A 26757-nucleotide genomic window follows, 5' to 3' on the forward strand; every position below is an offset into this window, starting at 1 on the left:
GCGGGAGCCAGCCGCACCGTTGCGACAGTAACCGGCGGGTGCCCCCGAGGGTCATACTCCATCAGGACCCTTCGAAATACCTGTGCGTACGGGCCCGGACCTGTGCCCAGGGGATGAGGCGGCGGGCGATCCGTCCCGGAATCGGGTAGACCGTAGGCATGACCCTTGTGGGCAGCGTGGGCATCGTGGGCAGCGAGGCGGAACTCGGCGACCGGATTCTCGGCGGCTGGCTCGGGCGGATCGCGGGCAACATGCTCGGCAAGCCGGTCGAGCAGGGCGAGGTGTGGACGCGGGAGCGCATCGACGGCTATCTGCGGCAGGCCGGAGCGCTGCCGCTCACCGACTATCTGCCCGAGCCTCCAGGGGACGATTTCCTATTGCGCCCAGAGTGGCGGGAGTGCGTGCGCGGACATATCCACGGGAGCTGCCGTGACGACGACGTCGACTACGCGATCCTCGGTCTGCACCTCCTGGAGACCCACGGCTTCGCCTTCACCACCGAACAGGTCGGGGAGCTGTGGCTGCTGAGCCTGCCGTATCTCCAGACGTTCACGGCGGAACGGGCCGCCTACCGCAACCTCGCGAACGGGCTGAAGCCGCCGCTGACGGCGACGTACGAAAACCCGTACCAGGAGTGGATCGGCGCCCTCATCCGCGCCGACGTCCACGGCTGGACCTGCCCCGGCGACCCGCAGGGCGCCGCCGCCCTGGCCCGCCGCGACGCGGTGCTGTCGCACACCGGCAACGGTGTCTACGGCGCGATGTGGGCGGCCGCGCTGATCGCGGCGGCCTTCACCGCCCCGACCGTACGGCAGGCGCTGGACACCTCGCTGACGGTGATCCCGGCGAGCAGCCGTCTCGCCCGGACCGTCCGCCGGGTCCTCTCCCTCCACGACACCGGCATGAGCTGGGACGACACCCTCGCCACGGTGTCGGAGGAGACAGCCGGGCTCGGCTGGATCCACACCGTCCCGAACGCCGCTGTGCTCACGGCCGGGCTGCTGTACGGCGACGGCGACTTCACCCGGACCATCGCCCTCACCGTCCGCGCCGGCCTGGACACCGACTCCAACGGCGCTACGGCGGGCTCGGTGGCCGGGGTGCACCGCGGCGCCGCCGCGATCCCGGCGCAGTGGAAGGACCCGCTGGAGGACACGGTCCGCAGCGCGGTGTTCGGCTTCGACGGCGCCCGCATCAGCGACCTGGCGGAGCGGACGCTATGGCTGGCCCTCTCCGATCACCGGCAGTCGGCGGAGGCGGAGGCGGAGCCGAACTGATCGGCTAATCCGTGTTCGGGAATCCGTCCACGGCGGGTGGATAGCCTTCACGCCATGACCTCCAGTTCTGCCTCTGACTCGGCCTCTGACTCTGCCTCTGCATCTGACTTCGCCACGTACCTCGCGGGCCTGCCCCGTGTCCTCGTCGGGGCTGCCGCCCTGTTCCGTGACGCCGAGGGTCGGGTCCTGCTCGTCGAACCGAACTACCGCGACGGCTGGGCACTGCCGGGCGGCACGGTCGAGTCCGACGACGGGGAGACCCCGCGGCAGGGCGCCCGCCGTGAGACCGCCGAGGAGATCGGCCTCGATGTGACGCTCGGGCGGCTGCTGGCAGTGGACTGGGTGCAGCACGGCGCGGGACGGCCGCCGCTGGTGGCGTACCTCTACGACGGCGGCGTCCTCACCGACGCCGACTTCGCCGCGATCCGCCTCCAGGAGGAGGAGCTGCTGTCCTGGCGCCTGGTCCCCCGCGAGGACCTCACCTCCCACCTCCCCGGCGCCCTGGGCCACCGCGTCCACAACGCCCTGGATGTTCTCGCCGACGGCTCCGGCACCGCGGAACTGGAGAACGGCCACCGAGTCGACGTACCCGCACCAGAGGTGTGAGCCCCGTACCGGAGCTACGAGCCCCGCACCGCAGCCGCAACCAGCAGCACACCCGTAAAGCGTTCGCCCCGCGCGCCACCCCCGCCCTACCCTCGGCACCATGACCAGGCCCCTTGTCGCCATCCTCAGCGGCGCAGGTATATCCACCGATTCCGGGATCCCTGATTATCGCGGGCCGAACGGGCTGTGGCGGAAGGATCCCGGGGCCGAGAAGCTCGTGACGTACGAGTACTACATGGGCGACCCGGAGATCCGGCGGCGGTCGTGGCAGCTGCGGCGCAAGAACCGGGCGCTGAAGGCCGAGCCGAATGCCGCGCACCGGGCGGTGGCCGAGCTGGAGCGGTCCGGGGTGCCCGTGCGGGTGATCACCCAGAACGTGGACGGGCTGCACCAGCTCGCCGGGATGCCGGACCGCAAGGTCCTCGAACTCCACGGCACGGCACGGCAGTTCGTGTGCACGAAGTGCCACACCCGCGGGCCCATGGTGGACGCGATCGCCCGAGTCGAGGCCGGCGAGGAGGACCCGCCCTGTCTGGACTGCGGCGGCATCCTGAAATCGGCGACCGTGATGTTCGGCGAGCGACTCGATCCGGAGGTGCTCGGCCAGGCCGTCGCGATCACCAAGGCGTGCCATGTCTTCATCGCCGTCGGCACCAGCCTCCAGGTCCAGCCCGCCGCCGGCCTCGCCGGCGTCGCCACCGACCACGGGGCACGGCTCGTAATCGTCAACGCCGAGCCCACCCCGTACGACGACCTCGCCGACGAGGTCGTACGGGAGCCGATCGGCACCGCGCTGCCCTCATTGCTGCGGGGGCTGAGCAACGGGGACGGCTCGTAGCCGCTCCGTCCGGGCCTGTCATCCAAGAACACGTCGCTTCTGTTCCTCGAACTCCTCGTCGCTCAGCACTCCCTGGGCCTTCAATTCACCCAACTGCTTGAGCTGCTCGATCTTGTTATCCATGTCGTCCGACCCCCCGCTCGGCGGGGCCGGCGCAGCAGGTGCCGCAGCCTGCTGGTATGCCTGTTGTTGTTCCTGATCCTGCTGTGCCCACCGGCCCGCCTGGCGCCGCGAGACACGGTTCGACACCGCTGTGGCGGTGCCGGCGACGACGGCGGTGCGGGCGACGCCGCGAAGCAGTCCGGGCATGTCCACTCATCTCCCAAGGGTGCGCGATGTGTCTGGATACAAGGGACCGGGGGTACGGACCCGTCGGTCGGCAGGAGTCAGGCGAGCGCTGGTCCCGCCTCCGACGGTGAGGCCTCGGCGGCTTCCAGGGAGGCCAGCAGGGCCTGGACAGGAATGCGGCCACTCGCCACCAGTTGGGCCCCGCTGCGCCTCAGCGCCCGCGCCAAAGGCGCCGCCCACACGTTCTCGTAGATCAGGACCGCGGCGGAGTTGCCGGGCTCCAGAGCGGCTCCCGCTTCGGTGATGTCCTCCTGGTCCATCAGGCCGGAGGAGGCTCCCTCGAAGACGGACAGGTCGGCCTCGTCCCCGAGATCCGTCAGCTCCAGAGTGGATACCGAACCGTCCTCTTCCTTCCGGACGAAAAGAAGATCGAGGACACGGATGATGCCACGGTCGACCAGGTCCACGAGCAGCGGGAACCCCTCGCCCGTCATCCGGTTGCCGGGGAACTCGACGACCAGATAGTCGACCGGGCCCATTTCTTCGGCGTCGTCACTCATGGTCACTCCTCTGGAGCGGAGGGTTCGGGGACCGAGTCGGTGGCCGACGGACGGCGTGGAAGGACGCACGCCGCTTCGATCCCCATTCCACCACCGTGGTGAAGGCCGCGCATGTCGCGCATCACTCCACCCGGTCGCACCACAGTCAGAGTCAGAACAGCGCCGTTCCGTTCTCGAAGGACAGCAGGCGCTGCTTGCGGTCCAGGCCGCCGCCGTAGCCGGTGAGGCTGCCGCTCGCGCCCACCACCCGGTGACAGGGCACGATGATGCCGATCGGGTTCCTGCCGTTGGCCAGACCCACGGCGCGGGAGGCACCCGGGTTGCCGAGGGCCTGGGCGAGTTCGCCGTAGGAGCGGGTCTCGCCGTAGGGGATCAGGCGGAGCTGTTCCCAGACGCGGTGCTGGAACTCGGTCCCGTTCAGGCGCAGTTCGAGGGTGAAGTCCTTGAGTTCGCCCGCGAAGTAGGCCTTCAGCTGTGTCTCCGCCTCCGCGAACGGGGTCTCGTCGCGTTCGCCGAACGTCTCCTCCGGGGGGCGGTGGCGCTGATCGGTCATGTAGAGGCCGCACAGGACGCCGTCCTCGGCGACGAGGGTGAGGGGGCCGTACGGGCTGTCGATGACCGTGTGCTGCTTCATGGTGCGTCCTTCGTCCTCATCGTGCGGGCTTTGTCCTTGAACTCGTTCATGCGGGGAGGAAGTTGATCGGGTGATTGTCGGTCGCCCAGAGGTACTGGACCGCGTACGCCCGCCAGGGGCGCCAGGCGGCTGCGTGGGCGGTGAGGGCCGCCGGGGTCGAGGGCAGGCCCAACTGCTGTGCCGCGCGGCGGACTCCGAGGTCGGTGGGGAGGAACGCGTCGGGGTCACCGAGGGCCCGCATCGCGATCACGTCGACCGTCCAGGGGCCGAAGCCGGGAAGGGCCAGGAGGCGGGTGCGGGTTTCCGGCCAGTCGCTCTCCACGCCCAAGCGGAGTTCTCCGGAGACCAGTTGGTTCACCAGGGTGGTGAAGGTGGCGCGGCGGGTGCGGGGCATCGCCAGTGAGTCCGGGGCGGCTGCCGCCAGTTGTTCCGGCGACGGGAAGAGATGGGTCAGGGCGCCCTCGGGGTCCTCCACCGGGGTGCCGTGCGCCGTGACCAGCCGTGCGGCGTGGGTGCGTGCGGCGGCCGTGGAGACCTGCTGGCCGAGCACCGCCCGTACGGCGAACTCCGCCTCGTCGACCGTGCGCGGCACCCGGCGTCCGGGGGCCTTGTCGACCAGGGGCGCGAGGTCCGGGTCGGCGCGCAGCCGGTCGTCGACCGCCTCCGGGTCCGCGTCCAGGTCCAGCATCCGGCGGCAGCGACTGATGGCCACGGGCAGATCGCGCAGATCGCTCACGGCGAGCCGGCAGCCGATGTGGTCCGGCCGCGGCGTCAGGGCGACGATGCCATGGCCGTAGGGCAGACGGAGGGTGCGGCGGTACGAGCCCTCACGCCACTCCTCCACTCCCGGCACCGCCGTCGCCGACAGGTGGCCGAAGAGGTTGTCCGGGTTGAGGGGCGCGCGGAAGGGGAGACGGAGGGTGAGTGTGCCCGGGGTGGTCGGGGCCGACGTGCGCGGTGCTCTGGTGCGCAGGTCGCTCGGGGTGAGGGCGTAGACCTCGCGGACTGTGTCGTTGAAGGTGCGGATCGAGGCGAAGCCCGCCGCGAAGGTGATCTCCGCCATGGGCAGCGGTGTCGTCTCGATCAGCAGCCGCGCCGTCTGGGCGCGCTGGGCCCGGGCCAGGGCCAGCGGTCCCGCGCCGAGCTCGGCGAGCAGCTGGCGTTCGATCTGCCGGGTGCTGTAGCCGAGGTGGGCGGCCAGGCCGGGGACGCCCTCGCGGTCGACGACGCCGTCCGCGATCAGGCGCATGGCGCGGGCGACCAGGTCGGCGCGGTGGTTCCACTCCGGGGAGCCGGGGCTGGTGTCGGGGCGGCAGCGCTTGCAGGCCCGGAAGCCCGCCTGCTGGCAGGCCGCGGCGCTCGGGTAGAACACCATGTTCTCGGGCTTCGGCGGGACGACCGGGCAGCTCGGGCGGCAGTAGATGCGGGTGGTCAGGACGGCGGTGAAGAACCAGCCGTCGAAGCGCGCGTCCTTGGACTGGACGGCACGGACGCAGTGCTCCCTGTCGGCGTGCATTCCGGTGTGCATAGGTCCAGGATCCGGCACCGGGCAGGGTGGGGCTGGCGGGAATCCGACATCAGCCTCGGACCCCGCCGTGCAGGCGTCAGCCGGACCGTTTGACGATCGGGGAGGCTCTGAGGATCTTCCCGGCCGCGTCCAGTGCTCTCACCCGGAAGTACGGTCCGGTATTGTCCGTTCTGACTGCCGTCTCGAACCCGGACCGATCAACGTGTCTCAGGACCACCGACAAGGAATCGGGGTCAGGTCCGGCGAGCACCTGCCACGATCTTGTCTGCGTCGATCCGTTCCACGACGCGTAGACGACGCTGCCCCGGCCGTCGGCCCGTGCCGCGGCACTCGGCGGGTAATACGGCGTGCCGATCCATTCGTTCCGAAATGCTCGGTACGAGATGTCGGAGCCCGGCAGCTTCGCGTCGTAGAGCAGGTTCCGCGAGCCGTCTCCCTCGGTGTTGCCCGCACCCGCGTACTCCGAGTAGTACGGACTCTGGCCCCACCCGATGAATTCGTTGCCGTTGGGAAGGGCCTGGGTGTTTCCCTGGGTCGGTGAGTTCAGCGGCGGCTCGTGGTAGTAGGTCTTCACCGTGGTCGCCCTGCGGTTGTGGAGATCAAGGTCGAGGATCAGGCCGTGTGACTGCTGTTCGGGTGCGCCGTCGGGCAGTTCGCAGCAGCCGTCGTCGAACATGCTGATCCGGTTTCCCGGCCGGAACCGGGCGTCGTGCTGCCAGTAGAAGTCCGCGTTCGGGCCGAAGGCGAAGTCGCTCTTCTTGCCTCCGAGCTGCCAGCGGATTTTCCCGGATGTCTTGGAGATGTCGTAGACGGCCCACATGTTCCGGAAGGAGACCAGCAGCTGGCCGTCAGGGCCCTCGTCGATCGAGTTGACGTGGAAGGGATCCCACACCCCGTCGGAGGACGAGGCGTTCGAGGCGGGCTCCTCGGAGTCGGCGGGGTCGATGTGGTCCAGCGCGTTCCACGAGTAGAGGAGTTTTCCCGTGGCGAGGTCGACCTCCTGGACCTCGCTGTTCAGGATGGCGCCGTCCTTCGGGCCCCCATAGGGCGTGAGATCCATGGGCACCGGTTTGGACGCGAGGAACAGTGCGGTGCCCCTGCGGGTCAGGGTGAATTCGTGTTCGTCCGGGTAGTAGCCGTGATGCGCGAAGACCGTCTTGAGCAGGCGGTAGTGGTTGTCGTAGATGTAGTAGCACCCGCCTTGTTCCGGTGCACCGGCCGGCAGGTTGGTATAGGCGGGGGGAAGGGCGAGGGTCCCCTGCCACCATGTCAGCACTGGCTGGCCACTGCGCTGACCTTTGTCGTAATAGGTCTGGACCTTGAAGTCGGCGTTCTGGAGGTCGGTGGAGGGCTGCGGGCGGAACCAGACCGGATCGCCGGCGTTGTCGTTGATCAGTGCCCCGGTCTGACCGACCATCTGGTCCGCGCTGAACGGGGCGACGAAGATGTCTCCGCGAGCCGTTCCCGGTTTGTCCGTGATCACGTTCACCTTCATGGGGTGAAGGCCCGGCTCGGAGACGAAACTCCACACATTGCTGCCCGACAGGATCGGGGGCGGAGTACTTTCCGATGGAGGGAAGGGCGTCGTCGCACACAGGCCGGGCGCGCCCTCTCGGGAACTCGCCGCGGCCGACGGCACGAAGCTTGCGACGACACACCCCACAGCGAGTGTGCAGGCCTCGACGGTACGACGGGTCCTTCTCCCCGTCCGGCGCTCTCGTGTCACCATTGCCATCCTCACCAGAGTGATCAAGGGGCGTCCTCTGGTGAAGGTAAGCAGCAGGGGGAGCCTGTGCCTGTTGAAGGCCGTTCAAGTAGGCCATTCGGCAGGCGCGGCCCAAGCCGGGCATGCGGCACTCCATCGGACGACTGCGCCCGGTCAGGCCCATGGGCCGATCCACCGCGGCTTCCGTCAGCCGAGTTGCCGGGCGAACGCCTCGTATGCCCGCTCGTCGAAGAGGACGAATCTGGCCTCCTCGACCGACGGAGCCGTCGTGCCGCGTACCGTCTCCACGGCGATCCTCGCCCCGTCGTCCATCGGCCAGCCGTAGACGCCGGTGGAGACGGCCGGGAAGGCGACCGTGCGGGCGCCGAGGCCGTCGGCGATGCGCAGGGACTCGCGGTAGCAGGAGGCAAGCAGGTCGGAGCGGTCCTCGGTGGCCGACCAGACCGGGCCCACGGTGTGGATCACCCACTGCGCGTCCAGGGCGCCCGCGGTGGTGGCCACCGCCTGGCCGGTGGGCAGGCCCTTGCCGTAGTGCGAGGCGCGCAGGGCGCGGCACTCCTCCAGGATGGCGGGGCCGCCGCGCCGGTGGATCGCGCCGTCTACGCCTCCGCCGCCCAGCAGGGAGGAGTTGGCCGCGTTGACGATGGCGTCGACGGACTGGCGGGTGATGTCGCCCTGGACGAGGGTGATGGAGGTCATGCCGTCTTCATACCAGTCTCCGTGCCGGCCTCCGGGCCCGCAGCCGGCCGTCAGCGCGCCGCCGCCCGGCTGTCCTGCTGACGCAGTCTGCGCCACACCGCCTTGGCCGCATTGTGCCCGGACATGCCGTGCACACCGGGGCCGGGCGGGGTGGCGGAGGAGCAGATGAAGACGGCCGGGTGCGGGGTGTTGTAGGGGAAGAGGGACAGTCTGGGGCGGAGCAGGAGCTGGAGGCCGGAGGCGGCGCCGGTGGCGATGTCGCCGCCGATGTAGTTGGCGTTGCGGGCGGCGAGTTCGGGCGGGCCCGCGGTGGCGCGGGCGAGGACCCGGTCGCGGAAGCCGGGCGCGAAGCGCTCCAACTGGCGTTCGATGGCGTCCGTGAGGTCGCCGGTCCAGCCGTGGGGCACATGGCCGTACGCCCAGAAGGTGTGCTTGCCCTCGGGGGCCCGGGTCGGGTCGGCCACGGACGGCTGCACGGTGATCAGGAACGGTACGTCGGGCGCCCTCCCCTCGCGGGACGCGGCGCGCAGCGCGGTGTCGATCTCCCGGCTGGTCGCGCCGAGTTGTACGGTCCCGGCGGACCGGGCCTCCGGTGCGGTCCAGGGCACCGGCCCGTCGAGGGCGTAGTCGACCTTGAAGGCGGCGGCGCCGTAGCGGTAGTGGTCGTAGTAGCCGCCGAAGCCCGCGATCCGGGCCAGGGCGGTGGGTGAGGTGTCGAAGACGTACGCGCGGGAGGGTGGCAGGTCGTCGAGCCGTTTGACCTCGTAGTCGGTGTGGACGGCGCCGCCCAGGTCCTTCAGGTACGCGGCGAGCGCGTCGGAGACGGCCTGGGAGCCGCCGCGGGCGACGGGCCAGCCGCGGGCGTGCGCGGCGAGGGCGAAGACCAGGCCGACCGCACCGGTGGCGAACCCGCCGAGCGGCGAGATCACATGGGCGACGAGGCCCGAGAACAGGGCCCTGGCCCGCTCGTCGCGGAAGCGGCGCATCAGCAGCGTCGACGGCGGCAGCCCGGCCAGGCCGAAGCGGGCGAGGGTGACCGGATCGCGGGGCAGCGCGGTGAGCGGCAGGGACATGAAGTCCCGGACCAGGGTGTCCCACCTGGGCAGGAACGGCTCGACGAGTCTGCGGTACGCTCCCGCGTCGCGCGGGCCGAGGGAGGCGGCCGTCCGGGCGACCGACCGCGCCAGCACGGCGGCCGTGCCGTCCGGGAAGGGGTGCGCCATCGGCAGCTCGGCGTGCAGCCACTCCAGGCCGTAGCGCTCCAGCGGGAGGGCGCGGAACGCGGGCGAGCTGATGCCGAGCGGATGCGCGGCGGAGCACGGGTCGTGCCGGAAGCCGGGCAGGGTCAGCTCCTCGGTGCGCGCTCCCCCGCCCACGGTGTCCCGTGCCTCGAAGAGGGCGACGGAGAAACCGCGGCGGGCCAGCTCCACGGCAGCCGTCAGACCGTTCGGCCCCGCTCCCACCACGACCGCATCGAGCATCGACGGCACCTTCGGACCCCTTCGTCAGCCGACGGCCACAGGGGGTCAGGATATGCCGGGGGCCTGACACCCCACCGCGTCCTACGGCAACCTGCGTTACATCTGTCCCGCCTTCAACAGCCCCGCCACCCGCTGCGCGGTGGCGGCGTCCCGGGCGGCGGTGAACGGCAGCGTGTTGCCGCCGGTGATGCGGAACGGCTCGCCGGTGAGGGTCAGATGGGCGCCGCCCGCCTCCTCGACGAGGAGGATGCCCGCCGCGTGGTCCCAGGCGAGCTCCCACGAGAACGCCGTGGCATCCGACTCGCCGCGCGCGACGGCGAGATACTCCAGCCCCGCCGAGCCGCACGGGCGCGGCGCGACACCGGACGTCCACAGGCCGAGCAGGGAGCGCTTCTCCTCGTCGGTGGTGAAGTCCGGGTGGGAGGTGGCCACTTCCAGGTCCCGGCCGGGGGCGGGCGGTCCGGCCCACAGCCGCTCGCCGTCGAGGTACGCGCCGCCGCCGCGCACCGCCGTGGCGAGCTCGTCGCGGACCGGTGCGTAGGTCCAGGAGGCCAGCAGTACGCCGCGCTGGGCGAGCGCGACCAGGGTGCAGAAGCCCGGCTCGCCGTGCACGAACTGGCGGGTCCCGTCTATGGGGTCGACGATCCAGACGGGTGCGTCGCCCTGTATCGCCTCGTAGACCGACGGGTCGGCATGCACCGCCTCCTCGCCGACCACGACGGAGCCGGGCAGCATCGCGCCGAGCGCCTCGGTGAGGTACTTCTCGGCGAGCCGGTCGGCGTCCGTCACCAGGTCGTGCGGGCCGCTCTTCTGGTCGACCTCGTCCTCGGCGAGCCGGCGGAAGCGGGGCATGATCTCGGCCGCGGCGGCCTCGCGGACCGCCCTCTCCACCTCGGCCGAGCAGTGCGTGAGAAACTCTTCGATGGTTTCGTTCTGTCCGATCATGGCTCCATGAGAACACGCGCCACTGACATTCCCCGCCCACCCGGTGCACCCCGGGTGGAATCGGCGTGAAATCCCGTGTTCATCATGAAATCCGCGTTCACGATGAAATCCCCTTTCGTGGACATCCCCCTTCGCGGCGACAGCGCCTCAGTGGCCGTGCTCACCGCCCCACCGCATACCCCTGCATCCCCCGCGGATTGGCCCCCGCCGACAGGATCCCGGTCTCCGGGTCCCTGGCCACCGCGCACAGCCGTCCCTCGGACCAGCCGTCGGCCACCGTGACGTGGTGGCCGCGCCGCCGCAGTTCCGCCACCGTCCGGGGGTCGGTGCGGGCTTCGACGGTCAGGCTGCCCGGCCGCATCCCGCGGGGGTGGAAGGAGCCGGGGAAGCCGTCGTTGTGCCAGTTCGGGGCGTCGATGGCGCCTTGGAGGTCGAGGCCGCCGCGCACCGGGGCACGCTGGGCGAGGCCGAGGAAGAAGTGCGGCTGCCACTGGTCCTGCTGATCGCCGCCGGGGGTGCCGAAGGCCAGCACCGGGACGCCGCCGCGCAGGGCGAGGGACGGGGTGAGCGTGGTGCGGGGGCGGCGGCCCGGGGTGAGGGTGTTGGGCAGCCCCTCCTCCAGCCAGGTCATCTGGAGCCGGGTGCCGAGCGGGAAGCCGAGCCCCGGCACGACGGGGTTGGACTGGAGCCAGCCGCCGCTGGGCGTGGCGGCGATCATGGTGCCCCAGCGGTCGACGACGTCGAGGTGGCAGGTGTCGCCGCGCACGGCACCGTCGGCGCCGACCTGCGGCCCGGCTCCCCCGCCGTACCGCGCGAGGGTCGGCTCACCGGCGCCCATCGGGTCGAAACCCGGTGTTTCGTCGGCGATCCGGTGGGCGAGGGCGGCCAGCCGTGGGGTGCGGCCGCCGGGGTGGCCCGGCCGCAGCTCGTACGACGCCGTGTCGCCGATCAGTGCGCGCCGCCCGGCGTTGTAGGCGTCGGAGAGCAGGTCGTCGAGCGGGACCTCGGCGGCGTCGCCGTACCATGCCTCGCGGTCGGCCATGGCGAGCTTGCAGCCCTCGGCGAGGAGGTGGATGTGGTCGGCGGTGCCGTACGGAGGCAGGTCGGCGGGGAGCAGCGCGAGTTGCTGGAGGAAGGCGGGCCCCTGGCTCCACGGGCCCGCCTTGCACACGGTCCAACCGTTCCAGTCGTAGGTCGCCGGAGCCTCGTAGCCCGCGGACCAGCCGGCGAGGTCGGCGGCGGTGAGGGTGCCGGTGTGACGCTCGCCGCTGGTGTCCAGGGCGGGGCGCCCGGCCTGCCGTACCAGGGCTTCGGCGATGAATCCGGTGCGCCACACCTCGCGGGCGGCGTCGATCCGGGCCTCACGGCCGCCCGGCCCGGCGGTCTCGGCGAGCAGCCGCCGCCAGGTGGCGGCGAGGTCGGGGTTGCGGAAGAGACGGCCGGGGCGGGGCGGTCTGCCGCCGGGCAGATAGATCGCGGCGGAGGAGGTCCACTCCGTCTCGAACAGCCGCCGTACGCTCTGCACGGTCGCTCCCAGGTTCTCCACCGGTGGGTGCCCGTGCTCGGCGTATCCGATGGCGTACTTCAGCACGTCGGGCAGCGGCTTGGTGCCGTGGTCGCGCAGCAGCAGCATCCAGGCGTCGAAGGCGCCGGGCACGGCGGCGGCCAGCGGGCCGGTGCCGGGGACGAGGTCCAGGCCGAGGGAGCGGTAGTGCGCGACGGTCGCTCCGGCCGGGGCGACGCCCTGCCCGCACAGCACCCGCACCGGCCCGCCCGCCGGGACGAGCAGGATCGGGACCTCGCCCGGGCCGTTGAGGTGCGGCTCCACCACATGCAGTACGAACGCGGCGGCCACGGCGGCGTCACAGGCGTTGCCGCCGTCCTCCAGCACGGCCATCGCCGACTGCGAGGCCAGCCAGTGGGTGGACGACGCCATGCCGAAGGATCCTTGAAGCGTGGGTCGGGTGGTGAACTGCATCCCTCACCTCGGTGTTCTCATACGTCGGCCGACCCCATCAGTGCTCCAGACCGCTCTGGGGAGAATCTGGGGAGTTCGAGCTCGGCCCCGGTCGGCTAGATCGGGCAGCAGACTACCGAGGCGCCGCCTGGCAGCACTAGGTGAGGGAAGTGACATACCAGCAGGTCAACAGCTATTTTCTGCTCTGCCGGAGGGGCCATCGGACACTCGGAGGTCGTAGCCACTGCGGGACGGGGCACTGGCTCTCCGTCAACTCCCGGCGGATTCGCCGTCTCTGGGCCACGGTTTACGTCAACTTTCGTATGTCGCAGGGTCATGTGAGGGGCGGGACGGCGAGGGTCAGCTCCGTTGGAAGAACTCCACCTCCGACAGGGCCAGATGACGTCCCTGGGACAGGTCGACGGGTGAGCTCAGTGTCAGGCGTACCGTCTTCACGTCGCTGATCCCGGTCTGGATCGTCTGCGGGCCCGGCTTGTCGCTGAGGGTGAACTCCTTGTCGTGCCGCGTGCCGTCCTCCGTCGTCACCTCCAGGTTCACCTGGAGGGCGCGGGCCTGGCGGGCGTACGCCTCCGGTGAGGTGGACGCGCCGTTGGTGATGATCATGTCGACCAGGCGGAACGGCTTGCGGAAGGTGTACGTCACCGAGGCACCCGGTCCGGGGGCGCCCCAGTACTTGTTGTTCAGCCCGTCCGTGGTGTTCGTCGCCGGGTGCCCGGGGAGTGCGGCGCTCGCCTTGACGTCCACCGGGGTCACAGGAGTCGCCTTGCTCAGTTTGTCCCGGGTGTCCTCGAACAGGGCGCGTCCGGCGGGGAGCAGGAAGAGACCGGCGGCGCAGAGCGCGATCACGACGGCCAGGATCACGAGGAGCCGCAGGCCTCGCCCCGAACCCGCCCGCGCCCGACGCCGGAACGGCCACACGGTCCGCCACCACGGCAGCGGCGCGGCCTTCACGGCCGGCCTCAGATCCGCCGCACACCGCCGGCAGAACTTCCGCTCCGGCCGGTTGACGGCGCCGCATGCGGGACAGGGCCGCCCGGTCCCGTCGTCCTGCACGGCGACGGGACGTACGACGGGACGGGGGGCGACAGCCTTCGCGGGGAGGACGGGGAGGATCGGGTCGGGGTCCGGGTCGGTGCCGGGGGTGGTTGGGTGGCGGGGGCCGGTCGGTGACGATGGAGTGGTGGGGGCTGGCCGGGCTTGCGGGGGCCGGGCGCCTGTTCCGGATGCGGTGGAAGGGGCGGGCGCGGTGGGTCGTACGGACGCGGAAGGCTCTGGTGCCGGGGCGGCGGGAGCTTCGGCGGTGGAGGCGGGTGCATCGTCGCCGGAGGTCTCGCCGGTCAGCGAGTCGGATGTGGGGGCCGGGGGCTCGGTGCGGGCGGCGTCCGGCGGAGCCGACGCGAAACCCGCCCCCGAGGCGGCCGGCGCAGGCGCCGACGACGGTGCCGCGGAGGCCCCCGGCGGGGAAGCCGCCGGGGACCTGGGGGCGGCCGGAGCAGCCGGGCGGGCCGTGGGCGCCGGAGCAGTGGGGCGGTCAGCGATCTCCGGGGCCGCCGGGAACTCCGGGAGGGCCGGGGCGTCCGTGGGCGCAGGGACGGCTGCACGGCCCGCGTTCGCCAGCGGCTCCGGGGCAGCCGGGGGGTGCCGGGCCGCCGTGGATCCCGCGGCAGCCGAGCCGGCCGTCGGCGTACTCGCGGGCCCCCGCGTGGTCGTGGATGCCGGTGTGTTCGTGGGCGTATCCGTGCTCGCCGACGTGGGTGCCGGTGCCTCCGACCAGCCCAGATACGCGCCGCAGTTGCCGCAGAAGTCGTCCGCCGGGTCGTTGGACGCCCCGCACACGGGACATGCGCGCATGGGTCAGTTCCCTTCCTCGGTGGGCGGGCCGGGGAGGATCTCCACCCGAAATGCCATGTGCACCGGGCACATGGCCCGGACGATCTCGTTGACCCTGTCCTCGTCCACTCGGGTCTCGCGGTCCGGAAGCATCCGGATCAGGGTCTCGGCGGGGGGCTCGGGCGGCAGGTCGGACCCCGGGGTGCTCGACCACACCGCCCCGCCGTCGCCGCTCACCTCGACGTGCACGCCGAGCGCGAGACGCAGCGCCTCGACCAGCCCCCGCTTCGTGCCGCGCCACCGGTGCAGCTCCACCGCCCGGACGACCGCCTCCCGGCGCAGCTCGACGGGCCACTGCGGATCGTCCGCGGCACCGACCCATGACGCCAGCCAGGCCAGGAAGTCGGCCGGCGTCACCCGGGGGTCGAGGTAGGCGGGCAGGTTGTCGAGCGTCGAGAACACCGGCGCGAGAACGGTGTCGAGCCCGGCGGTGAACCGCTGCGCGAAGTCGTCGTCGGCGTACAGCGCGGGCAGTTGCTCCCCGATCGGGTACCTGCTCGGCAGCCCGGGTATCGCGGCGCGGCTCATCCCCGCCCCTCCGCTCCGGCCCCCGTCACGACCACCTGGTGCTGGTACGAGAAGACCAGCGTGCCCGGACTCACGTCGATGCGGTCCGTCGGGGCGCCGCGGCGGCCGGTGACCGGGTCGGCCGGGAACAGGCGGATCTCCTCGACCAGGGCGTTGCCGGTGGCGCGTTGCAGGACGCCGAAGATCTCGCCGTACTGGACCGGTCGTCCGAACGGCCACCCGGTGCCGTCCGGGCCGCCGACCAGCGGGTTGAGGTGGCGGAACAGGGCGTCCAGCGCCGCCTCGCGCACCTTGTCCGTGTCGCCGGGAACCGCCGAGAGGCGGGCCACCACGGTGATGCCCTGGTAGACCGGCGGCTCCACCACGAGACGCGTTCCGATCAGACGCCGTTCGTCGAGGCTCGCGGTGATCGCCGAGAGCACCTGGTCAGAGGGGATCAGCTGCTCGAACCTCAGCCGGTCGTCACCCTCGTCGGCCACCGCGTCCGGCACCACCAGGACCCGTACCGCACCCGGCGCGTCCGCGGCCAGCAGACAGCGGACCCGGCGCACCGAGGGCGCGGCCTGGCGGCTGATGATCTCGTAGTCCTCGGCGGTCACCGCGCGGTCCTGCATCCGCAGCGTCTCCGGCGCGCGCCGCCGGGCGTTCTCGACGGTCTCCCCGGCGACCCCGCCGCGCGCCGCCTCCCGGTTGCTGACCTGGGCGATGTACGGAACGGAGCTGAGCAGTACGGAGATCGCGCCGCGGGCGACGTTGCCCGCGGGGCCGCCGCCGGTGCGGTAGCGGGCGACCCGTATCCGGGCGCCCTTGGGAGGCACGGCACCGCACTGCCGCAGCGTGCCGTCGGGTTCGCGCAGCGCGGGGGGAAAGCCGAACTCGCCGGTGGTGGCGTCCACCACGACGTGCCGGTCGTCGGGTCCGGAGCGGCCGAAGTGCTCGACCACCTCCCAGCGTTGCCACCCCTCGTCGGAGGAGACCTCCACCACGGGCGGCTCGGCGTCGAGCAGGACCGGCGGGCGGCCGAGCGGGAACCTCTGCCCGGCGACCCCTTCCGAGGTGCCGAGCGGCACGTCGGTCACCGTCTCGGCGTGCTCGACGGACATGGTGCCGCCGACGGTGAACACCGCCGCCTCGCGCACCGTCGGGGACTCCGAGTAGAACGGCTGGCCCGGCTCCGCCTCGGTGACCCGGCAGCGCAGCCAGCCGGCCCGGGTCCCGCCGATCACCGACGCCGTGTGCCCGTCCGGTACGTACACGATGATCTCGCCGGGCCGGTTCAGACCGCCGGTGGTGTCGGTGCCGGTCTCGCACAGCCGCCAGCCACCGCCGTCCCACGCCTCCCACACCAGCGGGGGCTGGCGCGGGTCCACACCGATGCCCTCCACCCGGCTGTCCAGACGTACGGCGACGATGCAGCGCGGCACCGCCGTCGGCAGCCCGAACAGCAGCGCGTCGCCGGGCTCCGGCGTCCTCTGGAAGCAGGGGATGTCGAGGCCGTCGGCGAGCATGCCGGTCCGGTCGCTCTGCTCACCGGTCCGGGGCGCGGTCACCAGACGGATCAACTCGCTGGGCAGGATGCGCAGTTCGTCCGTGGTCATGAACACCACGGCCTCATCGCTCTCGCCGCCGGCGGTGGTCACCTCGGTGCCCGGCGGCAGCGCGACGGTGTCGGGCTGCGGTGCCGAGAGCCAGAAGTCGACGTCGGCGCCGGCCGCGGTCGGCGGGTACAGGCGGATGCCCAACAGGTCCAGGAACGCGAGGTAGTTCTTGTCCGGGACACGGTTGAGCCGGTACAGCAGCTGGTCCACCAGGTAGGCGAACGTCTCGATCAGGGTGACGCCCGGGTCGGAGACGTTGTGGTCGGTCCACTCCGGGGCGCGCTGCTGCACGTACCGCTTCGCCTCGTCGACGAGCTGCTGGAACCGCCGGTCGTCCAGGTTCGGGGAGGGCAGTGCCATCAGTCCGCGCCTGCTTCCTCGGCCCCCTCCTCGGAGGGGATCGTGTAGAAGGGAAAGACCAGGTTGCGCCGGTCGTTGGTGGAACGCAGTGTGTAGTGCACGTCGATGTAGAGGGTGCCGTCCTCGACCGCGTCGAAGGCGACCACCACGTCGTCCACCGCGATCCGCGGCTCCCACCGCTCCAGGGCCTCGCGCACCTGCTGCGCGATACGGCCGGCGGTGGCGCCGTCGCCGGGGGCGAAGACGTAGTCGTGGATGCCGCAGCCGAACTCGGGGCGCATGGGGCGCTCGCCGGGCGCGGTGCCGAGCACCAGGCGGATCGCCTCCTCGATCTCCCGCTCCCGTTCGACCAGGGCGATCCCGCCGGTCGGCCCGACGCGCAGCGGGAACGCCCAGCCGCGGCCGATGAACCGCTCGCTCATCACACACCCCCGATCAGGACGTCGGGGGCGCCGGTGAGGATCATCGCGCCGCACGCCGTCTGGTCGCGGGCCCGCGCGGCCGGCAGCCCGCCGATGAGGACCTGTCCGGAGGCGAGCCCGGCCGGGTTGGGCATGATCACATTGGCCGGTCCCAGGGCCGCGTGCGGGGGGACCACGCAGACGGTCAGGCTGCCGACGACGGCGGCGGGGCGGCCGCCGATCAGCACGGTCGCCACCGACCGCGCGGCGGCGGGCGGCGGTGTGGCGATCCGGCCGCCGTGGTTGGTGGGGTCACCGGTACGGGCTGCGGCAGGCATGCGGCGCTCCTTTCGAAAGGTCGCGGAAAAAGGTCAGTTGATCCGGATGAGCCTGGCCTTGAGGACGCCGAGCAGACCGCCGTCCACGGTGACGCCCGAGGCGCCGGTGACGTCCACCGTGCGGCCGCCGATCTTCACCCCTACCCGGCCCTGGATGTCCACGTTCCGGCCCGACACGCTCACGTCGCCCCGCCCCGCGTCCACGGTGATGCCCTTCCTGTCGAGCACGACGGAGCTGAGGGCCTGCCGACTGCCCTTCCCCGCGTACACGTTGAGTTCGATCCGGTCCTGCCGGTCGTTCAGGAACACTTCGAGGCGCTCGTCGGCGGACATCAGCCGCACCCCGGAGCGGCCCGGCGTCCGCGCGTCCAGCAGCTCCACCCGGTGCCCGGAACGCGACACGATGGAGCGGCGGTTGACTTTGCCGGTGGTCTTGTCGATCAGCGGGACGTCGTGCGGCGAGGGCTTGTCCACCCCGTTGTAGAGCCCTCCGATGACGTACGGGCTGTCCAGCAGGCCCTGTTCGAAGCCGACCAGGACCTCGTCGTTGACCTCGGGGCTCACCACGCCGCCGCCCCCCTTGCCGCCCCACTGCACGGTGCGCACCCAGTCGGTGACGTAGGTGTCGTCCAGCCAGGGGAACTTCAGCTTCACGGCGCCGCGTTCGGAGCCGGCGGGCTCGCGCACGTCCGTCACCACGCCGATCGCGAGGCCCGGCATGCGCGGGCCGCGGGAGGGCGCGTTGGCGCCGGTGACCAGGCCGGTCAGGGAGCGGTCCGGGCTGGCGCTCACCCACACCGTGGTCCGGTATCCGCCGTGCGGTTCCAGGACGTGCTGCACCGCTGTCGCCGTGTACTTGCCGGAGAACGCCTGCCCGACGTTGCCGAGCGCGACGGGCTTGCCGGCCCGCAGCCTGGGGTTGCCCTCGGCCAGCACCTCCAACTCGCCGAATCCGGCGCTGACCTGGGAGGCCACCGCGTCGGCGACGGCCTTCGTCTCGGCCTGGGTGCGGTACGGGGTGTCGGTGACGGTGAGCTTCGACGAGTTGCCGAACCGGGCGGCGATGGCCGGGCTCAGCCCCGGCATCACCGTGTCACTGTTCACCGACGGCTGCCGGGCCACCAGCGGCCGCTTCGTGGTGACGTCCCAGCCGCGCACCTCCACCTGCTGCGCACCGTCCGCCGCCGACAGCGAGGCCCGCAGCGCCAGCAGGTTGCGCCCGTACTCCAGCACCATCGGGTTGCGGGCGGCCGACGTGGACGGCGAGGGCGCCCCGGACGCCTTCACCGGCTTGGTGAACTGGAGCAGCCCCTTGTCGTCGACGCGCACCTGCGCGCCGCTCTCGGCGGCCAGGAACTGGAGGAAGTCCCAATCGGACACGTTCGCCTGGGACAGTTGTTTGTAGGTGACCGGCGCGGCCTGCACGGTGCCGCAGGCCAGGCCCGCCCCGGCGGCCACCTTGCGGACGATGGCCGCCGCCGTCATGTTCCGGTACGCCACCACCTTGCGGCCCCGCTGGAGGCGGTGCGCCTTGGAGTAGGCGCGCACCACCGTGAAGGAGCCGGTGCGGTCCCGGTCCACCTCCAGGGCCGTCACCTCGCCATTGAACAGCCGCTCGCGCGCCTGCCCGGTCACGGTGACCACGGACACACTGAGCGGGGTGCCGATGGTGATGCCGGTCTTCTGCAGGAACTCGTGGTCGGGGTCGCGGAAGGTGAGCACCGCCGCGTCCGGCAGGCCCACGTTCTCGTCCACCACGCAGCTCACCAACTGGGCGGCCCAGATGGGCGGAAGTTCGCCGGGCGTCTCCACGATGGGGTCCGCCGCAAACGACCTGCCGTCCTGTGCGCCTGTCACTGCTCCTCCTCAGCGCCCGCGTCGCTCATGGCCGGCAGCACCAGTTCGGTGCCGGGTACGAGCGCCATCGGGTCGTCGATGCCGTTGGCCTCCGCGATGACCCGCCAGGCCGTCGCGTCGCCGTATTCCCGCCAGGCCAGCAGGGCCAGGCTGTCGCCCGCCACGACGATGTGCGTACTGCGACCGGTGCGCGCGCCGGACGTCGGGTTCTGTCCCGCCGGACCGACGCTCGCCTCCTCGATCGACAGCCGGCAGGTGGCCCGCAGCGGCTTGCCGTCCACGTCGAACAGCGTGTACGTCACGGACAGGCTGGAGAGCACACCGTCGAACGAGGTCGTCCGTGCGCTGCCCCACTCGAACCGCACCCACGGGCTGGCCGGCTTCTTGCGGCCCAGGCTGGCCTTGGTCGGCACGCAGGCCTTCATCAGCTTCTCCACCGCCTGCTCCACGGAGTTGTCGTGTTTGGCGGTGGCGTCCAGGAACACCTCGAGGCTCAGTTCGCGCGGGCCGCTGCCGACGAACTCGGGCAGTGCCGACTCCTCCGCCATCCGCGACGGGGAGCGCCGCCACTCGGTGGTCTTGCGCAGCTCCAGGCTGGAAGGGTTGAACTGGAGGTTCAGCCGCGCGATCGTCCCGCCGGGCTTGGCGCCGACGGAGGCCGGGGGCTCCTTCAGCGTCAGCTGGGCCCTGGCCCGACTGGAGCGGGACGCTGGGGACATGCCGGGACTTCCTTTCCGGGGCTCGTACGGGGGCGGGGAGTCGATGTCGGGTCAGGAGGGGCGCAGCCCTTCGTGGGCGATCTCCAGGGTCTCCACCGCCGCCTGCGAGCTGCTGGGGTCGAAGGACGGACCCTGCCAGCGCACCGGGACGATCCCGAACACCTGCCAGCTGATGATCCGGGTCAGGTCCGGCTTCAGCGCCACGATCTCGCCGTCCTTGGGCTCCACCCGCTTCAGCGTCTCGTCGAGCCAGCGGCCGATCTTCGCCGTGTCGGCGGTGACCGGCCGGGTGAGCGTGATGTTCGACCAGGTCACCCGGCCGGGCAGCTGCCAGGTGAAGCCGTTGTTGCCGCCCTCGGCGTAGCTCTCCATCTCGACCTCGGCGCCCATGCCGGAGCAGGTGTGGAACGCGCCCAGGTCGTTGCCGCCGATCGCGAGCCGGAAGAACACGCTGCTCGCGAAGATGTTGTCCGTCATTGGTCCGTCATCCGTTCCGTGCTCTCAGCGGCGTCCGTCGTAGGGGCGGCCCGTACGTTCCCGGCCGCGCCGCAGTTCGGTGCGCAGCAGGCGGACCATCGGGTCGAGCAGGCGGCGCGCGAGGTCGTCCAGGTCGAGGCCGGGGCCCTGCGCTGCGTCGGCGGGCCGCTCCGTGCGCCGGCCGGAGGCGGAAGCCGTCTCGGACGAATGCTGCTCGCCGCGCGCGGGCACCGCCTTCGCCGGTACGCCCTTGGACACGTCGGATGCGGCCCTCCCGGCGCCGGAGATCGCGCGCTGGATCTGGGGCGCCGCGGGACTGTTGCCGCCGCCGCTCGCCGATCGGGGGCCCGGTGTCACGGCCCGCGGCCGGACCACGGGGACGGCCGCCTCGGGTGCCGGTGCCGAGGTGGCCGACGGTCCGTCCGTGAGGGGCGGCGTCAGCGGGGGCGCCATTGGCAGGGGCCGCGCCGCGGAGACCGCCGCCGTACCGGTTCCCCCGCCGGGCGGCGCGGGTTTGACGACCGGGACACGCTGGACGACACCGGGGGCGCCGGTCGCTCGCCCGCCCGAGCCGTGCTGCGGTGCGTGTGCCGTCGCGGCGGCTCCGGGCGAGCCGGTTACCCGTACCCGCGGGTGCTGCGGTGCGTGCGCGGTTACGGCCCGTTGGACGGGCGGCGTCACCGGGGCGCCGACGGACGGTGCCGGCATGGGGCGCGCGGGCGCCCCGGCGGACGGTGCGGGCGTGCCGCCGGGGATGCCGTCCGGAGCCCCGCTCCAGCGTGCCGCCACCACGGGAGGGCCGCCGCCGGGACGGGAGGCGGCGGACGGTGCCGGGCCTTCCGGGGCCCGGGTGCTGAGGGTGAGCGAGCGTGCAGGCAGCAGCGCGAGGGTGCGGCGAGCGACTGGGAGAGAGCGGGTTGCGGGGCGGGGGGCGGTTCCGGCGGCGGGGCGGGCGCCGGAGGCGCCCTTGGCGGCGGGCCGGGTTCCCACGGTGGGTTCGGTCGTGGGCTGGGGGCCGCCGGCGGCCCGGGGCGTGGGACGCGCGCCTGAGGTGCCCTGGGGCGCGGGGCGCCCGGTGGTGGGCTCGGTCGCGGGACGGGCGCCGACGATGGGCGTTGTCGAGGAACGGGAGCCCGTGGGTTCGACCGCGGGACGGGGGCCTGCGGTGGGCTCGGTCGCGCGCCGGGGGCCGCTGGTGCCTTCGGGTGCGACCCGGGCGCTTGCGGTGGGTTCGGACACTGCACGGGCGACGACCGGGGCCTGGACGGCGGGGCTTTGGGGCCGTCGGTTGCCGGGACCCGACCCGGCGGACGTCGCGTCGGGCCGTACGACGTTCCCCGCCGGGCTTCCCGGGGCCGCGGCGCCTCCCCCTGCCGAGGCCTGAGGCGCGGCCCTCGGGGACGGTGTCACCAACGGGGTGGCTGGGGCGGTTCCGTGGGCCGTGGGGCTGCCCTGGGGGGCGGGGTGGCGCTGGACGTCGACGGTCCCCAGCAGAGGGGCGTCCGCCGCGTGGGGTGCCGTATCCGGGGCGGGCTCTGCGGGCGGCGTCCGGTCCCCGCCAGGCGTGGGCGACACCGGAGGGCGCTGGATGTCAGGCCCGGACGTCGTACGGGAGGCTCGGGCGCCGGACGCGGTGGCGCCGGGCATGCCGACGCTGGGCGGCATCGCGGGGAGGGGCGCGCCCAGGCCGCCGCGCGTGCGTGCACCGGAGCGCTGCGGGACCGGAATCGGGGTCGGAGCAGGGCTGTTGGGGGCGCTGTGGGTCGTGTTCCGGACAGTGGCGTCGGACGGCGTGCCGACCGTGTCCTCGGTCTGCCGCTGGACGACGGGAAGCACCGGACCGACTGCGGGTCCCGCGGCGGGCACGGCGGGGGCGTCCTTCGCCAACGGTTCGGCTGTGGAAGGCAGTTCGGCCAGCGGGGCGCCCAGCGGAGGGCGGTTTCCCGTGCGCTGGACAGGGGTGCTCGGTGCGGTCGTGTTCCGGACACTGGCGTCGGACGGCGTGCCGACCGTGTCCTCGGTCTGCCGCTGGACGACGGGAAGCACCGGACCGAGTGCGGGTCCCGCGGCGGGCACGGCGGGGGCGTCCTTCGCCAACGGTTCGGCCGTGGAAGGCAGTTCGGCCAGCGGGGCGCCCAGCGGAGGGCGGTTTCCCGTGCGCTGGACGGGGGTGCTCGGTGCGGTCGTGTCGGACACCACCGTAGTGGCGGGTCTCAGCGCGGGGACGTGGCGTACGGGTGCGGTCACGCGGCGGGCGACGGTCAAGTGGGGCCCCACCGAACGGGGTCGGACGGTCGCGCGAGGCACCTCCGGCTGACCGCCGCTCTGCGCGGGAGGTGCATCCGCCGTCCCCGTCCCGGTCCCGGTCCGCTGGACGGACGTGCCTGGCACCGACGAGCGGAACGCGCGCCCAGGGTTCGCGCCGGCCACACCCGGGAGCACCGCGACACGTCGTACGAGCGGAATCGGCGCGGGGGCCGCCGGGCGGCCGGTGTCGGACGGGGTCACGGCCCGTTGCACAGCGGGAGCCGACGGGGAAAGGACAGCGGGAGAATCCGCGAACGTGATGTCACGGCTCTGCGGAGTATCCCCCGAACCACCCCGTACCACAGGTCGGTTGGCACCCGAGTCGCTACGGGACGGACGTACCGACGCCGAGGCCGGACCGGACGCCCCGGAACCGGACGCCCGAGTCCGGCGCACGGCCGTCGGCAGGGCGTCCGGACGCACCGAGTCCGACGCACCCCCCTGCGGGCCGTCCTCCGGCCCATCGGCCCCCTCCGTCCGCACCGCCCGGAGCAGCAGCGGCCCGCCGCCGACGCTGGTGGCGCGCGGGCCGGCCGGCCGAGTCACCCCGCGCACCAGCCCGGTCGGGGCGGTGGGCAGCAGGGCGTGGCCGAGGCCGCTGTCGAAGGAAGGGTTCTGCCAGGCGGCGAGGCCCGCGCGGAAGGTGAGGCCGTCGCTGACGCCCAACGGGGCGCTGGAAATGGTGAGTCGGGGCGGAGCGGAGCGGCGCCAGCCACCGTCCCAGTCGCCGGGCACGACGGAACCGGGGGCGTCGGACACGCCCGCGCTCTGGACGTCACCGGCCGGACCGCCGGAGCCTGACCGGCCGTTCATGCCGTCGCCGGACCGGCCGCCCGCCCCCGTGCGGCGGCGCAGCCTGACCCGCCATGCCATCTACTCAACCGCCTTCGTTCATGCGGGTGTTGATACGGGCGATCTCGGCCACCCACTGCTGGCGTTCACCATGGGCGAGGTCGAGGATCTCCTCGCGCTGCCAGTGGAAGTGGTAGGCGATGTACGCGATCTCCTCCCGGAGCCGGGGAAGGGCGTACGTCACGATTCCCCCAGGCGCCCACCCGAGAGGTCGACCTCGAAGCCGCCCTCGCAGTGCGGACAGGTCACCGCCGCGCGGGTGTGACCCTCGCTGTTGACGCGGCGGTAGAAGTCTTGGAGGAACGCGACGTCGGTGGCGTACATCCGCTCCACGATCCCGGCGTGCACATCGGTGATGGAGCCGAGCCGGGTGATCACCTGACTCAGCAGCACCACGCTCAGATACGCCGGGTTCTCCTTGACCCGCAGGTCGATCTGGGGCCGCAGCTCGTCGCGGGCCGTGGCCAGCCGCATCGCGCCGTGCCGGTGCACGGTGCCCGCCTCGTCCACGTACCCGCGCGGCAGTTCGAACTCGAACTCGGTGCGCAGCCCGTCGTCCTCCCGACGCGTCGGGGCGGCGGCCGGGGTGGCCGCCGCCTGCTGCTCCGGCGCCTGGGCGGGCGCCGTCGCCAGGAGGAGCTCCTCCAGGTTGCCCGCCGTCACAGTACGGCGCCTCATTCGACGACGATCTCCTCGAACACGATCGTGACGGACTCGGTGGCCGGGGACGACTCGCCCGCCTTCAGGGACGGGCCCTCCCACTTGGAGGCCCAGCCCTGCAACAGCTGGATACGGCGGACCGTGTTGCCCTCGGTGTCCTTGATCTCGATGGTGAGGTTCTGCCGAGCGGAGTTGACGGCCCCGTTGTTCAGGGTCTCCTTGATCCACTTGGTGAACTCGCTGCTCTGGTCGAGTCCCCGGGTGATCGTGATCTCGCCGGCCTGCCGGGCCCCCGGCTGCTTGCGGATGATCTGCTTGCCCTCAGCGGTGACCTGCTTGACCTCGACGACATCCTCCTCGACGGTGAACCCGCTGATCTCCTGGATCGACTCGACCAGGTATCCGCCGAGCTGCACGCCGAAGACGTGAGTGGAAAGAGCATCGCCCGTTGCCATGACTGTCTGTCAACCTTTCCTTGCGGACCCGCGGGTCACTCGTCGATGAGGCTGGTGGTGTCGGAGAACTGGGCCAGCCGGAACACCACGAACTCCGCGGGCTTGACCGGTGCGATGCCGATCTCGCAGACGACCCGGCCCTGGTCGATGGACTCCTGCGGGTTGTTGTCGCGGTCGCACTTCACGTAGAACGCCTCGTCGGCGGTGCGGCCGAAGAGCGCGCCGCGCCGCCACTCCTCCTGGAGGAACGCGGTGACGTTGCGCCTGATGCTCGACCACAGGCGGTCGTCGTTCGGCTCGAACACCACCCACTGGGTGCCGAGCAGGATGGACTCTTCGAGGTAGTTGAACAGGCGGCGCACGTTCAGGTAGCGCCAGGCCGGGTCGGAGGAGAGGGTACGGGCGCCCCAGATCCGGATGCCGCGGCCGGGGAAGGCCCGTAGGCAGTTCACGCCGATCGGGTTGAGCAGGTCCTGCTCGCCCTTGCTGAGCCTGATCTCCAGGTCGACCGCGCCGCGGATCACCTCGTTGGCGGGCGCCTTGTGCACCCCGCGCTCGGCGTCGCTGCGCGCCCACACACCGGCGATGTGACCGCTCGGCGGGACGGTGGTGTTGCGTCCGAGGGCCGGGTCGAAGACCCGCACCCACGGGTAGTAGAGGGTGGCGTACCGGGAGTCGTAGCCCGCCTCGTCGTTGCGCCAGGTGCGCACCTGCTGGGCGTTGAGCCCGGGCGGGGCATCGAGGACGGCCACACGGTCGCCCATCTGCTCACAGTGCGAGATGACGGCGAGCTGCACGGTGCGCACGCCCTCGGCATCGATGTCGCCGCGCTGGTAGGCGCCCATCAGATCGGGCACCGCGACCATGGTGATCTCGTCGATGGTCTCCAGGCCGCCGAACCCGGTACGGGCCGCCGCGTCGCCCACGTACTCGGCGGGGTCGATACGGGCCAGCTCACCGGAGCCGTTGGAGGCGGGCGCGCCGGAGGCGTCGGGGATCGCGAGGGTCTGGGCGGCGGGCTTGGACTGGGTGGCGCCGCGCTGCTCGGTGACCTCGATCAGCTTGGAGGCGCGGGCCTGGGTGACCAGGTATCCCTTGACGTTCTTGCGGGTGGAGGCGTCGTACGTCTCCACCACCTCGTCGCCGCGCCGGACCAGGACCTTGAAGCGGTCCTCCGGCGGGTTCTCGCCGTCCACGTCGGCGACCTCCACCGACACTCCGGTCACGCCCGGCTTGGCCGCGATCAGGAAGCCGCCGAGTTCGACCGGGCGAACCGCCTTCGGCTGCCGGCCGCCATTGACCGACGGGCCCGAGGCGGCCTCGGCGGCCCCGCCGATGCGCACCACGTACGCGGCGCCGCCGCCGTTGGAGAAGTACCCGTAGAGCGCGTGGGCGAGATAGGTGCCCTCGGTGAAGCCGCCGAACACCTGGGAGTACTGATCCCAACTGGTGACCAGCGTCGGCGCGTGGAACGGCCCCTTCTCGGCGAAACCGACGAACGCGGCGACGGCCGTGCCGACCCCTTCGATCGGTCGGGCACCGGACTGCACCTCCTCCACGTACACGCCCGGGGTGAGGTACGTCGGCATGCTCGCTCCTTAACGTCCTTATGGTCACCTGTGTCCAGGCCGAGTCTGCGCGGCGTCCCGGCGGAGCGGCAGGGACCTGCGGACCTGGCGGGGGCAATACATCTGCCTTTACGGACGCCCCGGATTGACCGTCCCGACGTCGCCCACCGTTGCCCTCGCGCTGCCC

At 72.2% G+C, this 26757-nt stretch carries 25 protein-coding genes; 3 read left to right on the plus strand and 22 right to left on the minus strand.

The annotated features are described in order from the left end of the window. Positions 1 to 158: 158 nt before the first annotated feature. The 3 genes from ACSYGN_RS07340 to ACSYGN_RS07350 all read left to right on the plus strand — a co-directional run bounded on the left by ACSYGN_RS07340 (position 159) and on the right by ACSYGN_RS07350 (position 2721). Positions 159 to 1277, plus strand: a complete 1119-nt coding sequence (locus ACSYGN_RS07340) for an ADP-ribosylglycohydrolase family protein (protein ID WP_460393073.1) — start codon at positions 159 to 161, stop codon at positions 1275 to 1277. Between the two features lie 54 nt (positions 1278 to 1331). Then, on the plus strand, positions 1332 to 1883 hold the full coding sequence (locus ACSYGN_RS07345; protein ID WP_460393075.1) for an NUDIX domain-containing protein: 552 nt from the start codon (positions 1332 to 1334) through the stop codon (positions 1881 to 1883). 100 nt (positions 1884 to 1983) lie between these two features. Continuing rightward, on the plus strand, positions 1984 to 2721 hold the full coding sequence (locus tag ACSYGN_RS07350; RefSeq protein ID WP_460393077.1) for an SIR2 family NAD-dependent protein deacylase: 738 nt from the start codon (positions 1984 to 1986) through the stop codon (positions 2719 to 2721). A gap of 18 nt (positions 2722 to 2739) precedes the next feature. On the opposite strand, the gene ACSYGN_RS07355 is transcribed toward ACSYGN_RS07350, so the two are convergent. From ACSYGN_RS07355 to ACSYGN_RS07460, 22 genes are all read right to left on the minus strand, one after another. Further along, on the minus strand, positions 2740 to 3030 hold the full coding sequence (locus ACSYGN_RS07355) for an SHOCT domain-containing protein (RefSeq protein ID WP_460393079.1): 291 nt from the start codon (positions 3028 to 3030) through the stop codon (positions 2740 to 2742). 77 nt (positions 3031 to 3107) lie between these two features. Further along, positions 3108 to 3569, minus strand: a complete 462-nt coding sequence (locus ACSYGN_RS07360; protein ID WP_460393081.1) for a DUF6325 family protein — start codon at positions 3567 to 3569, stop codon at positions 3108 to 3110. 151 nt (positions 3570 to 3720) lie between these two features. Beyond that, positions 3721 to 4203: a methylated-DNA--[protein]-cysteine S-methyltransferase gene (locus tag ACSYGN_RS07365; RefSeq protein WP_460393083.1), complete on the minus strand. Its 483-nt coding sequence runs from the start codon at positions 4201 to 4203 to the stop codon at positions 3721 to 3723. Between the two features lie 46 nt (positions 4204 to 4249). Next, positions 4250 to 5731, minus strand: coding sequence for an AlkA N-terminal domain-containing protein (locus ACSYGN_RS07370; protein ID WP_460393086.1), 1482 nt, complete (start codon positions 5729 to 5731; stop codon positions 4250 to 4252). A gap of 76 nt (positions 5732 to 5807) precedes the next feature. Further along, positions 5808 to 7226: an arylsulfotransferase family protein gene (locus tag ACSYGN_RS07375; RefSeq protein ID WP_460393088.1), complete on the minus strand. Its 1419-nt coding sequence runs from the start codon at positions 7224 to 7226 to the stop codon at positions 5808 to 5810. A 417-nt stretch (positions 7227 to 7643) separates the two neighbouring features. After that, positions 7644 to 8156, minus strand: a complete 513-nt coding sequence (locus ACSYGN_RS07380) for an O-acetyl-ADP-ribose deacetylase (RefSeq protein WP_460393090.1) — start codon at positions 8154 to 8156, stop codon at positions 7644 to 7646. Between the two features lie 50 nt (positions 8157 to 8206). After that, complete coding sequence (locus ACSYGN_RS07385) at positions 8207 to 9646, minus strand: phytoene desaturase family protein (protein ID WP_460393092.1); 1440 nt, start codon at positions 9644 to 9646, stop codon at positions 8207 to 8209. A gap of 87 nt (positions 9647 to 9733) precedes the next feature. Beyond that, positions 9734 to 10582 (minus strand): inositol monophosphatase family protein, encoded by an 849-nt coding sequence (locus ACSYGN_RS07390; RefSeq protein ID WP_460393094.1) that lies wholly within the window; start codon positions 10580 to 10582, stop codon positions 9734 to 9736. Between the two features lie 160 nt (positions 10583 to 10742). Further along, positions 10743 to 12560, minus strand: coding sequence for a gamma-glutamyltransferase family protein (locus ACSYGN_RS07395; protein ID WP_460393096.1), 1818 nt, complete (start codon positions 12558 to 12560; stop codon positions 10743 to 10745). Positions 12561 to 12899: 339 nt separating this feature from the next. After that, positions 12900 to 14411, minus strand: coding sequence for an NADase-type glycan-binding domain-containing protein (locus ACSYGN_RS07400; RefSeq protein ID WP_460393098.1), 1512 nt, complete (start codon positions 14409 to 14411; stop codon positions 12900 to 12902). Between the two features lie 3 nt (positions 14412 to 14414). Further along, a complete protein-coding gene (locus ACSYGN_RS07405) occupies positions 14415 to 14978 on the minus strand; it encodes a phage tail protein (RefSeq protein ID WP_460393100.1) in 564 nt (187 codons plus the stop codon). Beyond that, positions 14975 to 16936, minus strand: coding sequence for a putative baseplate assembly protein (locus ACSYGN_RS07410; RefSeq protein ID WP_460393102.1), 1962 nt, complete (start codon positions 16934 to 16936; stop codon positions 14975 to 14977). Before ACSYGN_RS07410 ends, ACSYGN_RS07405 begins: the two co-directional genes overlap by 4 nt. After that, positions 16936 to 17358 carry a GPW/gp25 family protein gene (locus tag ACSYGN_RS07415; protein ID WP_460393104.1) on the minus strand — a complete coding sequence of 141 codons (423 nt, stop codon included), beginning with the start codon at positions 17356 to 17358 and terminating at the stop codon, positions 16936 to 16938. Before ACSYGN_RS07415 ends, ACSYGN_RS07410 begins: the two co-directional genes overlap by 1 nt. Next, positions 17358 to 17675 carry a PAAR domain-containing protein gene (locus tag ACSYGN_RS07420; protein ID WP_460393106.1) on the minus strand — a complete coding sequence of 106 codons (318 nt, stop codon included), beginning with the start codon at positions 17673 to 17675 and terminating at the stop codon, positions 17358 to 17360. Before ACSYGN_RS07420 ends, ACSYGN_RS07415 begins: the two co-directional genes overlap by 1 nt. 33 nt (positions 17676 to 17708) lie before the next feature. After that, complete coding sequence (locus ACSYGN_RS07425; protein WP_460393109.1) at positions 17709 to 19532, minus strand: VgrG-related protein; 1824 nt, start codon at positions 19530 to 19532, stop codon at positions 17709 to 17711. Then, entirely contained in the window at positions 19529 to 20251 is a 723-nt protein-coding gene (locus tag ACSYGN_RS07430) for a CIS tube protein (protein WP_460393111.1), read from the minus strand. Before ACSYGN_RS07430 ends, ACSYGN_RS07425 begins: the two co-directional genes overlap by 4 nt. A gap of 51 nt (positions 20252 to 20302) precedes the next feature. Further along, positions 20303 to 20728: a phage tail protein gene (locus ACSYGN_RS07435; protein WP_460393113.1), complete on the minus strand. Its 426-nt coding sequence runs from the start codon at positions 20726 to 20728 to the stop codon at positions 20303 to 20305. 24 nt (positions 20729 to 20752) lie between these two features. Beyond that, on the minus strand, positions 20753 to 23908 hold the full coding sequence (locus ACSYGN_RS07440; protein ID WP_460393115.1) for a DNA polymerase III subunit gamma/tau domain-containing protein: 3156 nt from the start codon (positions 23906 to 23908) through the stop codon (positions 20753 to 20755). Between the two features lie 4 nt (positions 23909 to 23912). Then, positions 23913 to 24071: a DUF6760 family protein gene (locus tag ACSYGN_RS07445; protein WP_167353846.1), complete on the minus strand. Its 159-nt coding sequence runs from the start codon at positions 24069 to 24071 to the stop codon at positions 23913 to 23915. Beyond that, positions 24068 to 24565, minus strand: coding sequence for a hypothetical protein (locus ACSYGN_RS07450; RefSeq protein ID WP_460393117.1), 498 nt, complete (start codon positions 24563 to 24565; stop codon positions 24068 to 24070). Before ACSYGN_RS07450 ends, ACSYGN_RS07445 begins: the two co-directional genes overlap by 4 nt. Then, the gene (locus ACSYGN_RS07455) at positions 24562 to 25002 is read right to left on the minus strand and encodes a phage tail protein (protein WP_460393120.1); all 441 of its coding nucleotides are present in this window, start codon (positions 25000 to 25002) and stop codon (positions 24562 to 24564) included. Before ACSYGN_RS07455 ends, ACSYGN_RS07450 begins: the two co-directional genes overlap by 4 nt. A 35-nt stretch (positions 25003 to 25037) precedes the next feature. After that, entirely contained in the window at positions 25038 to 26591 is a 1554-nt protein-coding gene (locus tag ACSYGN_RS07460) for a phage tail sheath family protein (RefSeq protein WP_460393122.1), read from the minus strand. Between the last annotated feature and the right edge of the window lie 166 nt (positions 26592 to 26757).

Source organism: Streptomyces sp. YIM S03343 (assembly GCF_054729195.1).